This is a genomic window from Caulobacter sp. S45 (genome assembly GCF_009765965.1).
Classification (GTDB): domain Bacteria; phylum Pseudomonadota; class Alphaproteobacteria; order Caulobacterales; family Caulobacteraceae; genus CAHJWH01.
In genome coordinates, this window is the sequence record NZ_LMUL01000005.1 from 112,759 (window position 1) to 126,385 (window position 13,627).

Below are 13,627 nucleotides of genomic sequence, written 5' to 3' on the forward strand. Positions count from 1 at the left end.
TGACCCCCTCCCTGCAAGATGTATTCAGCTAATTGATCAGATCGCTTGCGTTCATATGTCCGGCCTTCAATGCGCTCTTACGAACGCTGGCCAAGATGGCTTCCGCGACGCGAGTTCCCAACACCGCCGCGACCTGAAGGGCCACTGGCATCTACGGATTATCTCGCGTCTTTGGATCTATCGATCACACCACCTGCTAACAACTTGCAAGTTCTGGCATCGGCTCATCCCGGTTGCATAGAGCTGCTCCCCGGGGTGGCTGATCTCTATGCGCCCGCGACGGCCGGCTCTGGATTGAGGCGATACCTTTCGCCTGTCAGCATGAGCTTCCAGGCGATGCGGGCGATCTTGTTCGCCAGGGCGACGGCAACCAACTTGAGCGGTTTGCGCTTGAGAAGCTGGTCAAGCCAGGAGGCGAGCGCCCCTCGGCCTTCACCGCCTTTGTGATGTCGCAGCACCGCGGTGGCCCCTACCACCAACACGCTTCGGAGGCCCTCGTCGCCGGCTCGTGTGATGACGCCGAGTCTGACCTTGCCGCCGGTCGAATAATCCTTCGGCGTCAGCCCAAGCCAGGCGGCGAACTGCCGACCTGATCGGAACAGCTCGGGCGCGGGGGTCTTCATTTGCAGCATGGCGGCGCCCACCGGACCCAGACCCGGGATTTCGGCCAGCCGGCGGCTACAGTCATTGGCTCGACGCCAGGCCTTGAGCTTGAGCTCCAGCTGGTCGATCTGCGCCCCCAGCTGCAGAGCGAACAGTTCTCGAGCCAAGGACGGCAGACCGTTGTCGGATTGGATTCGCTTCAGCAGCGGGCCGAGATGAGCCAACCCGGCAGCGGCGGTCAAACCGAACTCTGTCGCATAGCCGCGGATGGCGTTGGCCAGCTGGGTGCGATTGCCGATCAGCCGGTCGCGCAGGCCCATCAACATCAAGGCTGCCTGCTGATCGGCCGTCTTCACCGGCACGAAGCGCATCGTCGGCCGGCTCATCGCCTCGCAGATCGCCTCGGCGTCGGCCGCGTCGTTCTTCCCGCGCTTGACGTACGGCTTGACTAGCTGAGGCGCGATCAGCTTCACCTCATGGCCAAACGACCCCAGCAGCCGCGCCCAATGATGCGAGGCGCCACAGGCCTCGATCGCCACCACCGTCGGAGCCAGGCGCTCAAAGAAGGCCACCATGTCCTTGCGCCGCAGCTTCCGGCGTAGGACCGGCTGCTCAGCGGCGTTCACGCCATGGAGTTGGAAAACGTTTTTGGACGTATCCATTCCGATGCGGCTAATCTGGTCCACGGACGGCCTCCTCCCTTGAGATCTAAAACGACCTCAGTCTGGCACATCGATGCCGTTGGGGGCCGTCCACCCCAACACCGCCAGTGGGTATGCTGGCGCATCGCCTCGACCCGCTTTTTGCGGATCTCATTGGCGAACATCGGCCCGAAACGGGGCCACCACAGCCGCACCGTCTCGTGGCAAATGTCGATGCCCCGCTCGTGAAGCAGGTCCTCAACGTTGCGCAGGGACAGCGGGTATTTGACGTACATCATCACCACCAGCCGGATCACCTCCGGCGACGAGTCAAACCAGCGGAACGGGTTGGGCGGGGGCTTCCGGCGGGGCATCCCCCTCCCTACCCCCGCCGCGCTCACCGCAAGGTACATTTCACCTGACAGAGCCCTCGGAGGTCATGCGGACGAAATCACGTCGCCCCTATTCCGGACGTCGCGGATGGCGGGTTGTGGGACCGCGGGCCCTTGTTGTGGGCGACACACTAAGGCCGAGCTGGACGTCCGCTCGCAGGCGAACAGGTCGGAATCGCTCAACCCTTGGCTACGCGCCGCTGTTCCAGAGAGGCGACCTCCACCCGCGCCCTAAAATCCGCAGCGTCTTAACGCCTAGAGAGGATTGTCTTGGCTAAGAAGACGTATGGAAACCCAAATCGCGAACAATCTCTCTGTAGACGCACGGCGTATCGCCGCGTCTGCGAAGAAGGCCGAGCGCCTTCAAAGGATAGTCAGCCAACTTCGGGGGGCAAATGACCGGGTGCGGGCCTTCCACCTCGAGCATACCTAATCTTCACCGCCTCGACTTCAAACATCGCGAACGATTTCCAAGGTCGGCTGCTTAAGACGGCGGCGACCAATGCGCGCATCCGCTGTGGTCAGGGCGGACGGCTATCGCACCGTCGAGACATACAAGCCGCTGCTCAGTGATCCAAGCGGCGACTGCGACATCGCCTCGGTCATGTCGTGCGACAACGTGCCGGTCGCCTCCTCCATTGCACTTACAATCTCATAGGTCAGTTTAGAACCGCCGCTCCCGCTCCGCCGATCTTGATCGCGCCCGTTGTCCGAGAGTTCCGCTTTGAACCCAGACCCGCTCAAGTCCACCGCCCGCACCCGTCGTGGTTTCCTGCAGGCCTCCTTCGCCTCGCTCGCCCTCTGTCCGCTGGCGAGCCGCGCGTTCGCCTCCGAGGCCGATGGAGTCGTGGCCACTGCGAAGGCAGGGCTCGCCCGCGCTGGGGGGCGGATTCAACACCGTGACGTTGTAGGAGTCGCCGATTTCACGAAGCCGTCCAGCATCCCGCGGTTTCATCTGATCGACTTGGCCGCGGGCAAGGTCGAGACCCTGCTGGTCGCCCATGGACGCGGATCCGACCCGGAGCACACCGGCTGGCTGCAAAGCTTTTCCAACCTCTCGGGCTCGGCGGCGACATCACAGGGCGACTACGTCACCGGCGAGTATTACGTCGGCGAGCACGGCCGCTCGATGCGTCTGCACGGCCTGGACTCCACCAACTGCAATGCTGAAGAGCGCGGCATCGTGGTCCACTCGGCTTGGTATGTCGGGCCGAGCGTGGTCATCGAGCACGGCAGGCTTGGGCGCAGCGAGGGCTGTTTCGCCGTCAGTCCGTCGGACCTGTCGAAGGTGCTCGCTCGCCTTGGACCCGGCCGCCTGCTGGTCGCGACCAAACTCTAGACCCCTTGGGCCGTCGCCGCGGCGCCGAGTAGCGATCGAGCAGACCGAGAAGCTCGGCATCCCAGCTATAGACGTCTGGGTGGTAGACGACCTCATCCCCCTTCGGTTCCGCGGTGAGGTACAGCAGCCGCACCGGCACCGGCTGACTGAGCTTCAGCCGCACCGTCCTACCCGACGACAAGACCTTGTCGACGCGGTCGGCCGACATCCCCGGCTCCTCCGCGGCAAGGATCCTGGCCAGCTCGACGGCATGTTGGACCCGCACGCAGCCATGACTGGCCGTCCGCTGAGCGAGGCTGAAACTCGCCTTCGACGGCGTGTCGTGCAGATAGACCGAATAAGGGTTGGGAAAGTCGAACTTCACGAGTCCAAGCGCGGTCTTGGGTCCTGGCTGCTGGATCAATCGCCCGCCGCGCCAGACGAAATGACGAGACTGCATGTAGGCCGCTCCCTTAGGCAGGATCTCGCGACGGGCGATATCGTTGGGCACATACCAGGGCGGATCCAGCACGATGCTGTCGATCGCCGAGCTGACGATCGGCGTCTCGTCACCAAGCTTGCCGGCCACCGCCAGCATCTGCGTCGAGACCTCCCCGTTGCGGACATATGTCAGTTCCGCCGAGGCGATGTTGACGTCGATCCGGCGATCCGGTTCCGGATGTGGAAGCCAGCGCAGCCGCTCCATATTGACGCGCAGCCTCGCCGCCCGGCTCATGACCGGCGCGTTCAGCTGCGCCACGGTGGCCTCGTCGACGACGCCAGAGGCTTCAAGGTGGTGGTGGGCCTGGTAGCTCTTGAGCGCGTCGACAAGATCCTGGTCCACGGGAGCGTCGGCGTCGATGTCCGCCAGTTCGGGCTTTTCAAGCGCCAGGCGCTTGCGCAGCGCTTCCGTGCGGGCGTCCTGCTCGCCTAGGTCCAAGGGCGTGACCTCGACCCGAGGGCGGGTGCGATCCGGGTGGTCCCTCGTCGCCTCGACATAGGCCGCCTGCAGGACGCGATAGTCCGACGTTTGGGGTGGAAGGCCGTCGAGCCAAGCCCGCATGGAGCCACCCCGCAACGCTGCGTTCAGCTCCGACCCGGCATCGTAGCGCGACGGCCGCTGGTTCCAGGCTCGCGGTAGGGCGCCTACCGGGATCGTCAGTCCGTGCTGGGCGCGGGCGTAGTCCAGGACGGCGGTCCTCAACAGCTGCTGGCCCTCCGCACGCTCAGAGGCGTTATCGGAGCCCAGCTCGCGCTCGATCTCTTCCGTGCGGAAGCGCGCGGCGGCGAAGCCATGGTCCTGGGCGTGCTTGAGCGTGTCCAGCGCCTCTGCCGCATCTTGGGCTGAGAATGGCGGCGGAGGTGGAGGTGGCGGCGGGAGCGATGGCGAAGCGGCGATTGTCGCCGGACCTTGGGAAGTCTTGTGGCAGGCGGTTAGCTGGAGAGCGGTGATGAGCGACAGTCCCGCAACCGCGAGCCTCATGACGCGGAAGTCCCACCCGGCCCAATGCAAGCCCACAGACGCAAACCCCTCGACCAACAAAGCCTCGACATGCAGCTAGACTTCAGACGGCCAATCCCAGGCCATTTCCTCACGCGCTCGTCGAGTTCGGCATCCCGCCACGAACGTGCAGTTTGCACCGCTGGTTTTGCACACGGACGACGCCCAGCGAAGCAAGTTCTTGGCCGTTCACGTCCCAAGTCGCGCTCAGCTCCTAGATAGATCGATTTGAAATCACTCTCGAGGCGAGACATCGAGCCAGACAGGGGCGCATGCCGGCGAGACTGCGCCCCATCGCCGACATGCGGTTCCCACCCGATTCCAGACTTCTGGATCGCGTAAGGCTGCTACTCAAGATGGCCCTCAACGGCGGCTTTGAAGGGTAGTCCGGACGAGATTACCGTCCAAACAGTGAAGCGGCTTCAAGGCCAGACCCTTTGGGCGCACGGGTCAGGCCGCTAGCCCATCGGCGCTCCTCAGTTATGACCTTCACAGGGGGTGATCTGCGTGCCGGTCGTGGAGCACGGCCACGCCGTTGCATAGCCTAGGCGCTAGCGACCGCGACAGGAGCGGCCGCCGCTAACAACAACGGTCCCGCTCGTAACCCCGTTCGCTGTCTCGATGCGTATTCCCTCAATGACGGGTACAGGAGACGCGCATGGCGACGGTCGGGGCGAGGATTTTTCTGCAGAACATGATGCTCATGGCAGCGGCCCTCGCGGTCGCCGGGCTGGCGGGGAAGGTGCGAGCCCAAGGCCGCCATGAGCCTGTCACCCTCGAAGTGATGAATCGGGATACCGGCGAGGAATTGCGGATCTGGCGCCATCACGGCCGACTGTTCGTGGCGGGACAACCTGGTGCACGCTACGGCCTGCGGATCACCAACAACACCGATGGCCGGGTTCTCGTGGTCATGTCGGTCGACGGGGTGAACATCCTGACAGGGGAGACGGCGAGCTACGAGCAGAGGGGTTACGTCTTCACGGCGCATGACTCCTATGACGTGACCGGATGGCGCAAGTCCGACACCGAAGTCGCCAGCTTCAGCTTCGCCCCGCTGCCGCAGTCCTACGCCGCCCGCACGGGTCGGCCGCTCGACGTCGGCGTCATCGGCTTCGCCGTGTTCAAGGAGAAGGCCGAAGTCGTTCCTTCCGTGTCGATGACCTCCGAGCGGCCTGACAAGGCGCGCGCATCGCCAATGGCCCATCGACTTCCTCCGGTGGGCGTCCCGACCCCGCCGCTGCCTCTCCCGCCCACTCCAATGCCCGTCCCCGCTCCGGCCCCGCTCGCTGCGCCTGCGCCTCTGGCTCCGGCGTCTCGTGTCGCCACGCCTCGGAGCGCCTTGGCTCGCGGCAGCTCCGCCCTTCCAGCTGGCGAGAAGCTCGGCACAGCCCATGGCGCTAGGGAATGGTCGGTGGTGAACACCGTGAGCTTCGAGCGGGCGACGCCCTATCCGCAGTTCACGCGCCAGATCGAGTACGACTCTTACGCCAACCTGGTGGCGAGCGGCGTCATCCCCCACCTCCCGGCGCCCGGCGGCCACCCGCGCCCCTTCCCCTCCGCTTCGGACGGAACCGGCTATGTTCCAGACCCTCCGCGCCAACCCTAGGGGCCATGGCAGGTGCGGCTAGACTTGGAGGCGATGGAGCCGGATCCGCCGAACGACGCCGAACTGCTGCGCGCCCACGACGCCGCGGACCCGCAGGCGTTCGCACGCCTCTACGACCGCTATGATCGGCCGTGCTTCCTGTTCATCCGCAGGATGCTGGGGACGGCCCACGCCGCCGCCGCCGAGGATGTGCACCAGGAGGTCTGGATCGCGATCGCCAGGGCCGCGGCCGACTTCGATCCCGGCAAGGCCAGTTTCGCGACCTGGCTGTTCACGATCGCGCGCCGCAAGGTCTTCGACCACCATCGACGGCAGAGGGTCGTCCCCCTGAGATCCGACCTGGACGATTCCGCGATGTTGGTCCCCGATCCCGGCCCCACGCCTCTGGATCGGGTGGAGTCCCGCGAGTTGGTGGAACGGCTTGTCACGGCGGTGGAGACGCTGCCGCTCGAGCAGCGTGGCGCCTTCATTATGTTCGCCGACGCGGGTCTTTCCTTGGAGGAGATCGCCCAGGCGAGCGGCGTCTCGGTCGAGACGGCCAAGAGCCGTCTGCGTTATGCTCGCGCCAAGCTGAGGCAGGCGCTGGCCGGCGAAAGGTCGGACCATGTCTGACAACCACACCCCCGACACCGACGACGCCGAGCGCGATCCGATCGACACGGCCTACGCCCAGGCCGAGGCGGTCCTGAGCGACGAGGCTGCGCGGGCGGACCGGCGCGCAGCCGTGCTCGCGGCCGTTGCGCGCAAGCCGGTCGCCACGCTGGCGTCACGCCCGACACCCGCACGTCGGCCCGATCGGCGGCTCGACGGCTGGCGACGCGCCGCCTGGATTCCGGCGGCCTGTGTCGCGGGGCTGAGCATCTTCGTGGCCCTAAGGATCTATCCCCCGTTTCAACCGCAGGCGCCGACGGCGCCGCCCACGAGCGCGCGGCCGGCGGCTTCGAACACCGAACCGAACCAAGAAGCGACCCCCAAAAAGGCCATACCTCCGTCGCCTAAAACTTCCAATGCGGTGCTCAAGGCGTCCAGGCTGCCGCCGCCACTTCGGCGACGGGAGGACCCGGACGCCGCGCCGCCGGCGAAGTCGTCATCTGCAGAGCCGCCCGGCCGTGCCTTTCTCGCTGCCCCGACATTGATGGTCCCGACGCCGCCCCTGCCGCTACCGCCCACTCCCAAGCCCGTCCCCACTCCGGCGCCTCCCGCCGCACCCGCCCCCATGCCGCCTCCGCCCCTGGCTGAACCCTCGCCAGCCCCTCCCGCCTCCATGGCGAGGACTGGGAGAGCGTTCTCGTACGCTCCGCCGGCAGCTGTAGCGGCCTCGCTACCGGACTTGGGCGCAGCCCTTCGGGCTACTTCCGCGACCGGATCGGCCACGGAATTGGAGGCGCTCCTCGACCAGGGCGCCCCCGTCGACGCCGTTGATGCCGATGGGAATACCGCCCTGATGAAAAGCATCCAGGCCGACAGACCCGACCTCGCGGCCATCCTGTACCGCCGCGGGGCCAACCTGAATCGGCGCAACCGGGCAGGTAAGAGCGCGAGAGACATGGCCGCGGTTCAAGGCGACGCGGCGCTCAAGAAATCTATTGGCCTCATTCCGTGAGGTTCAATCGACCGGAGGGGTGAGGTCGGAGCGAGGCTCGGATGGGTAAGGGGTGTCCTGCGCCCACAACCGACCTCCCCCTCCTGCCGGATTCCAGACGCCTGGATCGCCCTCACGGCCACCGCTAACGGCGGCTTCCGGAGGTAATTCAGACGAAGTTACCCCTTCCCGATTCCGGACATTGCGGACGGTGGGTTCCGGGGTATTCCGGACCAAGTTACCGCCCCAACATCGGCGTTCGCGGTGAGCATGATGATTGGCGTTCGTTGGCGCCTAGGCGGCGGATTTCCGCAATAGCGGTGGGCCCATCCATGACCGGCATTTGCATGTTTATCAGGATCAGCTCGAACCGGCGCTTGCGGAACATCTCTAGCCTGGCCCGTCCTCCACGGAAGTCAGTTCAGCCAGCCCGCCATCGAGCATGAGCTCGACCACTTTCCGATTGGTCGGGTGGTCGTCTGCAAGCAGGATGTGCAGCGCCTCGCTGGACGGAGCGGCAGAGCCATCCTCCACAACGGGCCCGACCACCTCCGAGGCGGGTTCCAGCAGCAGCGCCAGCCAGAACGCGAACCGCGCCCAGGCGTACTGTCGCAATCCAGAACGCCTGACATCGAAGCTGCAAGCTCGCAACAGATGGACAAGCCCAGCCCTGTACCGCCGAAGCGACGCGTGATTGAACTGTCGCCTGCTAAAAGCGCCCAACACCTTGGCCTTGTCCGCCATGTCGAAGCCGACCCCGGTGTCGGTGACGCAAAACCGCGTCCGTCCCGTAGAGATACGGTCGACGGTCAGGATGATTTCGCCTCGCTCGGTGAACTTGGCAGCGTTGCTGAGCAGATTGGTCACCACCTGGCGACCTGCACGACGTCGCCGATCACCACCTCATCCACCTTTGGCGCGACTCTAATGGTCAGCCGCCCCGCCCTTCAGCCTGGATCTGGAGGATGGGACTTCTTCTAAATGCCTGCGCAGGACTGCATTGGAGTTGTCGCCATGCAAGCTCCCTTAGTCGCAGCCCGACCGTTGTACGGGCGACGCTAAAGGGTCGAAGCTTACACAAGCCTGTCGTGAAGGGATCACGGCAAGCCATGATCGCCCCGTGCCGGTTTCGAGGCGGACGGCCCCTCGCACGCGTTTTCACGCGCAGTTTTTGCACTGCAACATAATTTGATCGCGACAAGCTTGGGCTTTGGCGTGCGGTTCCCTAAGTGGTCTACACAGGCCGCCTACAGAAGCCGCACGCCCGGGAGGAGTTTTCCGAAACCAGGAGACTCCTATGACTCGTTCCCTCCTCATCCTCTCCCTCCTCGCCTCCGGGGTCGCCGCGTCGGCTCATGCCGAACAGACACCGCCCGCCGCTAAGGAGGCGGCCGTCGCTGCGGCTGCGCCGCAAGCCCCTGCCCATCGTAACTGGCTGAACCCGCCGCTCACCGCCGATCAGGCCGTAGAGCTTATGTGCCCGCGCTGGAACTGCGATGTGCAGAGTTTCTACAAGACCGCCGCGGCCGCCGCCAAGGCGACCGACGACCGGCTGGGCGCCACCGCCTCCAAAACGACCGTGGCGCGCGCCGGCTCCATGTGAGGCGCACCGGCGGCGCTTCGCGGCGAGCCCGGGGACAGGTTGCGACTGGCTAGGCCGTAAGGGTCGTCGAAACGGGTCGGCAGGATAAAAGCCGTCGGCGAACGGAGCGGCGGCCTCGCGGATGAAGTCCGTGCGCGTCATGTAGAAGGTACGGCCCTCGATCCGCATGCGCGCGAGGGTCCGCTCGACGACCGAGGCCAGCGCGCCCATGAGCCTGGCCGGACACACCGCGAATCTCGCGCGCACGGCCTACCGCGATCTTGTCGCTGGCCGCGGCCAGCGCCAGGCGCGCAGTCAAGCCGGTGGGGAGTGGTCGATCTGGTCGTCGACGAAGACGCACAGCTTGTAGCTCAGCGCACCGTGTTGGCAGCAGAGCGCGACGCCTTCGGTCAGGATCGTCCCTTAGAAGCAGGTGGTGAGCGACCCCCACTCGCCCTGCGCCTTTCGCGTGATCGGCCCGACCCGCAACGTCGACGCCTGGTATGCCGCTTTTGGTGGAAAGCCGGCCAACGCCTATTATCTGCCGCCGCAACAGCGGGTGCGCATTTGGTGAGGCCATACGACTAACCGCTTGACGCGCGATGCTGGGAGTAGCGCCCTTAGGCGACATGCGCCCATTGCCAAATTCTGATCCCCTCGATCAACAAAGCTTCGACACGCAGCCAGACTTCAGACGGGGACGGACACTGCAGCGAGTCCGCATGCGCTGGTCAGGACCGGCTGGGACGGTTCTTTTGACAGACCCTGCGAGCTCGCCGGACCGGCTCTCGGTGACCTACCAGCAGCCTCGGCTGGAATAGAGCGGGCCTCAAACGCCACCTCGGGCATTAGGGGTTGCGTACGCTCCGTCCGCCTCAAAGGACCGTCTGATGCTTGATGCTATCCTGAAGGCCCTGGAGATGGCAGGGATGATGGCATGGGATATCCTTTGGGCCCTGATCCTTGGCTTTCTCATCTCCGGCGCAATCCAGACTGTGGTTAGCCACAAGGAGATGGCCAGGCTCCTGCCCGACGATCGGTGGGACACGATCGCGAAGGCGTCCGCCCTGGGCGCGGCCTCGTCATCCTGCTCCTACGCCGCGGTCGCCATTGCGCGTTCGATCTTCCGCAAGGGAGGAAATTTCAGCGCCGCGATGGCGTTTCAGTTCGCCTCCACCAACCTGGTGATCGAATTGGGATTGATCCTGGCGATCCTGCTCGGTTGGCGGTTCACGGCCGCAACCTGGGCCGGCGGTTTGGTGATGATCGTGCTGGTCACAGCCCTTCTGCGCTTGGTGATGCGTAAGGGCCTCGTCAAGGAAGCCAAGACCCAAGCCGACGAGGGCGTCGCCGGCCGCATGGAGGGCCATGCCGCGATGGACATGGCGGTGACCGATGGCCCGATTTGGAAGCGTCTCACGTCGGCGAAAGGGTTCACCGCCACCGCCCACTATTTCTGGATGGACTGGGCTTCGCTTTGGTTCGACATCGCCCTGGGCCTGCTGATCGCCGGCGCCCTGGCCGCCTGGATCCCGAGCGATTTTTGGGCGAAAGTGTTCGTGGCTCAGGACCCAACAGTCTCGAAGATCATCGGGCCCTTGGTTGGGCCATTGATCGGGATGGTCACCTTCGTCTGCTCGGTGGGCAATGTTCCGCTCGCTGCGGTGCTGTGGAACGGCGGCGCGAGCTTCGGGGGCGTGATCGCGTTTATCTTCGCCGATCTGATCGTCCTGCCTATCCTCGACATCTATCGGCGTTATTACGGGCTGAAGGTGGCGGCGATCCTGTTTGTAATCTTCTACGCCGCCATGGCCTGGGCTGGATATGTCATCGAGATCGTCTTCAGCCTGCTGCATCTCGTTCCGACCCGGCACAATGCAGCGATCCTGCAGGAAGGCCTGTCGTGGAACTACACGACCTTCCTGAATCTCGGCTTCCTGACTCTCGCCGCCATTCTCCTCTGGCGCTTCCTGACGACGGGAGGGCCGCAGATGCTCAGGATGATGGGCGGGTCCGTCGATCATAGCCCCGAACATCACACGGGTCATGGTCGGTGACAGGATCGACGAATTAGGGACTGCCAGTGCCCCTCGACCTCGTTATCGCCCTCGGCTCTGCGCAAGGTCGGACTCCTGATGGAACCCCATCAGTAGCGCCCGCTCGGTTGGGCGTTCGCAGCCCTTGTAGAGGATCAAGATTCGATTGCGCCACAAAGCCTTCCTGATGGACGCCATCCGCTCGGTTTTGCCCGCTGCCGGCGTGGGAACTGACAAGTTAAGTGCTAAGCCAGTCACAGGCGGTGAAATTTGCCATCTAGCCGCGTAATTTCCGAGCCCGAACCTCTCATTACACCCCATAGGTAATGTTTCGGTGGGTTCCCACCCTACGATTTCCGCCGCTCGACTTAACTTGTCAGCTCCGATCGGCGTGTGTTGAATCAATCCAGGCTATGGTTGACTTGGCAAGCCGTTTCTTGCGCCGCGTGGAGGGCCCGACGCTCTAGCCAAGCTCTCCGCGAAGGGCTGATATGCCTCCATAAGCGCTGGGACGACACCGGCGGTCGCGTTGGAGGAAGCCTAAGATGCGCAGCCTGAGCTTGCCGCTCGTCCTGCATAGACGGACGTTGCTGGCCGTAATCGGAGGAGCCTCAGCGACGGCCGGCTTGCCGGCGTTGGTCCACGCGGCTGCGCCGGCGCGAAAGCGAATCAAGCAGGGCCTGTGGAAGATCAATTTCGGTCGCGACAGCAAACTCAGCTTCGACCAGATGTGCCAGGAGGCCGTGAAGCTCGGCGTCGCCGGGTTCGACCTGATCCCACCCCAGGACTGGCCGGTCCTGCGCAATCATGGGCTTGAGCCGCTGCTTGTCGGCCCAGGTCTCTCCGCACCCGACTACCTGACTGGACTGGTGCACCCTGAGGTGCACGAGAACGTCGTGAAGGTGATCGGCGCCCAGATCGATACGTGCGCCAAGGCCGGGGCGAAGCGTATCGGCATCACCGCCGGTCAGCGCCGCAGCCTGACCTACGCCCAGGCCGCCGACAATGCAGTTGTGGTGCTGAAGCGGCTGGCTCCAAAGCTGGAGGCGGCCGGGGTGACCTTGTGCATCGAGAACGTCAACGACAAGCGCAAGGACCCTGACCTGAGCCGCGAGGACATGGTGTTTGGCCACTGGGATTGGGGCGTCGAGGTCGCGACCCGGGTCGCCTCGCCCAACGTCAAGCTGCTCTGCGACCTGTATCACCTGCAGGTCATGGACGGCGACCTGACCGCCACCATCCGTCGCGACCAGAAGCTGATCGGGCATTTCCACGTCGCCGGCGTACCCGCCCGGACTGAGATCGACGGCCGCCAGGAGGTCGACTACCGCGCCATCGCCCGTGTGATCGCCGGGCTCGATTACGACGGCTATGTCTGCCACGAATGGCGGCCGAGTCCCGGCGCCGACCCCCTTAAGAGCTTGGCGGAGGCGGTGGCGCTGCTAGACGTCTAGGCGAGGCCGCGCCTCATTTCGCTTCCCTGGCCTTTGCGTCGGCGCAGGGGCCGGGGCCGTTGTCGGCCTTTGGACCCGTGCATTCGATCCGGTCGCCAGGGCCTTGGCCGAACACCAGCAGCTCCACCGGGCCGGAGCCGGGACGAACGCCGTCGTAGTGGACCTGGCGGGCGACGTGGTGGACAAAGGTCCCGGCACTCAAAGGCACAGTGCGGTGCAGAGGGTCGTATGTCATGCCCGTAGCCACCCACCAGGTTCCCGAAACGACCAGGATGTAGCGGTCGTTGGCGTGGTAGTGCGGCTGGTCGAAATTTCCGGGCTGAAAGCGGTTCATCACCACATAGAAACCAGGCTTGGACTGGTCGCCGACCAGGACGGCGAATTGGTTCCCGTTCTGGCCGGGTTTCCAGGGGATATGCTCGGGGATCAGCGCCTTGAGCGCCGCGGGATCGAGGCTGGAAATGTCCGGGGCCGACCCGCCGACCGTGACGGCGGCGAGGGCGGCTGCGAGCACAGTCTTCATGTCTTCCTCCCGTCTTTCGTTCGTCCCAAAGACTATCCGGTTCGGACCCTCTCGCCATCCGCGGCGTCCATCGTCCCACAGGTTTATCGATACGCTGAAGCGGAAGATGCGCAACTTTAGATTGGCGAGCCTTGGCCCTGCGTGACGTAGGCGCGCAGCGCACGAGGACAGGATCTAGCCGACCTTGGAGCTGCCCTGCCGTCTAATTATCGAAGCGGTCAAAAAGAGCACCTTCGCCACCGTCAGGACGTCTGCCGAGAGGCTTGGAGACCATTGGCGACGAGTGTGGCGCAGAGAACACCTCATCTCCACCATAGCGTCAGCGCACGTCCCGCTAGCGGAATTGACGAGACGTCAATAAATGAAAATGCTTAAATCGCCTTAAT

General features: G+C 64.7%; 13 protein-coding genes and 1 pseudogene. 9 read left to right on the forward strand and 5 right to left on the reverse strand.

Annotated elements, in window-relative coordinates; genetic code table 11:
* Positions 1–266 precede the first annotated feature (266 nt).
* Both GSQ87_RS03575 and GSQ87_RS03580 read right to left on the reverse strand, forming a co-directional pair.
* Complete coding sequence (locus tag GSQ87_RS03575) at positions 267–1,289, reverse strand: IS110 family transposase (RefSeq protein WP_158913289.1); 1,023 nt, start codon at positions 1,287–1,289, stop codon at positions 267–269.
* Positions 1,226–1,618, reverse strand: coding sequence for a hypothetical protein (locus GSQ87_RS03580; protein WP_216838950.1), 393 nt, complete (start codon positions 1,616–1,618; stop codon positions 1,226–1,228). Before GSQ87_RS03580 ends, GSQ87_RS03575 begins: the two co-directional genes overlap by 64 nt.
* Positions 1,619–2,138: 520 nt before the next feature.
* Between GSQ87_RS03580 and GSQ87_RS03585 the strand changes: the two genes are divergently transcribed.
* Positions 2,139–2,294, forward strand: a complete 156-nt coding sequence (locus tag GSQ87_RS03585) for a hypothetical protein (RefSeq protein ID WP_158913291.1) — start codon at positions 2,139–2,141, stop codon at positions 2,292–2,294.
* Between the two features lie 66 nt (positions 2,295–2,360).
* Positions 2,361–2,975: a murein L,D-transpeptidase catalytic domain family protein gene (locus GSQ87_RS03590; RefSeq protein ID WP_174241393.1), complete on the forward strand. Its 615-nt coding sequence runs from the start codon at positions 2,361–2,363 to the stop codon at positions 2,973–2,975.
* On the opposite strand, the gene GSQ87_RS03595 is transcribed toward GSQ87_RS03590, so the two are convergent.
* Positions 2,902–4,437: a L,D-transpeptidase family protein gene (locus GSQ87_RS03595; RefSeq protein WP_158913295.1), complete on the reverse strand. Its 1,536-nt coding sequence runs from the start codon at positions 4,435–4,437 to the stop codon at positions 2,902–2,904. The two genes, GSQ87_RS03590 and GSQ87_RS03595, sit on opposite strands and share 74 nt — an antisense overlap.
* 676 nt (positions 4,438–5,113) lie before the next feature.
* Between GSQ87_RS03595 and GSQ87_RS03600 the strand changes: the two genes are divergently transcribed.
* The 3 genes from GSQ87_RS03600 to GSQ87_RS03610 all read left to right on the forward strand — a co-directional run bounded on the left by GSQ87_RS03600 (position 5,114) and on the right by GSQ87_RS03610 (position 7,667).
* Entirely contained in the window at positions 5,114–6,064 is a 951-nt protein-coding gene (locus GSQ87_RS03600; RefSeq protein WP_158913297.1) for a hypothetical protein, read from the forward strand.
* A gap of 12 nt (positions 6,065–6,076) precedes the next feature.
* Positions 6,077–6,676 carry a sigma-70 family RNA polymerase sigma factor gene (locus tag GSQ87_RS03605; RefSeq protein WP_158913299.1) on the forward strand — a complete coding sequence of 200 codons (600 nt, stop codon included), beginning with the start codon at positions 6,077–6,079 and terminating at the stop codon, positions 6,674–6,676.
* A 766-nt stretch (positions 6,677–7,442) separates the two neighbouring features.
* Entirely contained in the window at positions 7,443–7,667 is a 225-nt protein-coding gene (locus GSQ87_RS03610; protein ID WP_158913301.1) for an ankyrin repeat domain-containing protein, read from the forward strand.
* A gap of 395 nt (positions 7,668–8,062) precedes the next feature.
* Here GSQ87_RS03610 and GSQ87_RS03615 read toward each other — a convergent pair.
* Positions 8,063–8,516 (reverse strand): annotated as a pseudogene (locus GSQ87_RS03615) (ATP-binding protein).
* Positions 8,517–8,943: 427 nt separating this feature from the next.
* On the opposite strand from GSQ87_RS03615, the gene GSQ87_RS03620 reads away from it, so the two are divergent.
* The 4 genes from GSQ87_RS03620 to GSQ87_RS03635 all read left to right on the forward strand — a co-directional run bounded on the left by GSQ87_RS03620 (position 8,944) and on the right by GSQ87_RS03635 (position 12,718).
* Positions 8,944–9,249, forward strand: coding sequence for a hypothetical protein (locus GSQ87_RS03620; RefSeq protein WP_158913305.1), 306 nt, complete (start codon positions 8,944–8,946; stop codon positions 9,247–9,249).
* Between the two features lie 415 nt (positions 9,250–9,664).
* Entirely contained in the window at positions 9,665–9,802 is a 138-nt protein-coding gene (locus GSQ87_RS03625; protein ID WP_158913307.1) for a hypothetical protein, read from the forward strand.
* Positions 9,803–10,118: 316 nt separating this feature from the next.
* Positions 10,119–11,285: a permease gene (locus GSQ87_RS03630; RefSeq protein WP_158913309.1), complete on the forward strand. Its 1,167-nt coding sequence runs from the start codon at positions 10,119–10,121 to the stop codon at positions 11,283–11,285.
* 605 nt (positions 11,286–11,890) lie between these two features.
* A complete protein-coding gene (locus GSQ87_RS03635; protein WP_158913311.1) occupies positions 11,891–12,718 on the forward strand; it encodes a TIM barrel protein in 828 nt (275 codons plus the stop codon).
* A gap of 13 nt (positions 12,719–12,731) precedes the next feature.
* Here the strand turns inward: GSQ87_RS03635 and GSQ87_RS03640 are convergent, their stop codons facing one another.
* Positions 12,732–13,241, reverse strand: coding sequence for a cupin domain-containing protein (locus tag GSQ87_RS03640; protein ID WP_158913313.1), 510 nt, complete (start codon positions 13,239–13,241; stop codon positions 12,732–12,734).
* Positions 13,242–13,627 lie beyond the last annotated feature (386 nt).

Excerpts from the sequence above, each read along its gene's own strand:
- GSQ87_RS03640 (WP_158913313.1), bottom strand. The coding sequence starts at position 13,241 with ATGAAGACTGTGCTCGCAGCCGCCCTCGCCGCCGTCACGGTCGGCGGG.
- GSQ87_RS03620 (WP_158913305.1), top strand. The coding sequence starts at position 8,944 with ATGACTCGTTCCCTCCTCATCCTCTCCCTCCTCGCCTCCGGGGTCGCC.
- GSQ87_RS03595 (WP_158913295.1), bottom strand. The coding sequence starts at position 4,437 with ATGAGGCTCGCGGTTGCGGGACTGTCGCTCATCACCGCTCTCCAGCTA.
- GSQ87_RS03580 (WP_216838950.1), bottom strand. The coding sequence starts at position 1,618 with ATGCCCCGCCGGAAGCCCCCGCCCAACCCGTTCCGCTGGTTTGACTCG.
- GSQ87_RS03630 (WP_158913309.1), top strand. The coding sequence starts at position 10,119 with ATGCTTGATGCTATCCTGAAGGCCCTGGAGATGGCAGGGATGATGGCA.
- GSQ87_RS03600 (WP_158913297.1), top strand. The coding sequence starts at position 5,114 with ATGGCGACGGTCGGGGCGAGGATTTTTCTGCAGAACATGATGCTCATG.
- GSQ87_RS03585 (WP_158913291.1), top strand. The coding sequence starts at position 2,139 with ATGCGCGCATCCGCTGTGGTCAGGGCGGACGGCTATCGCACCGTCGAG.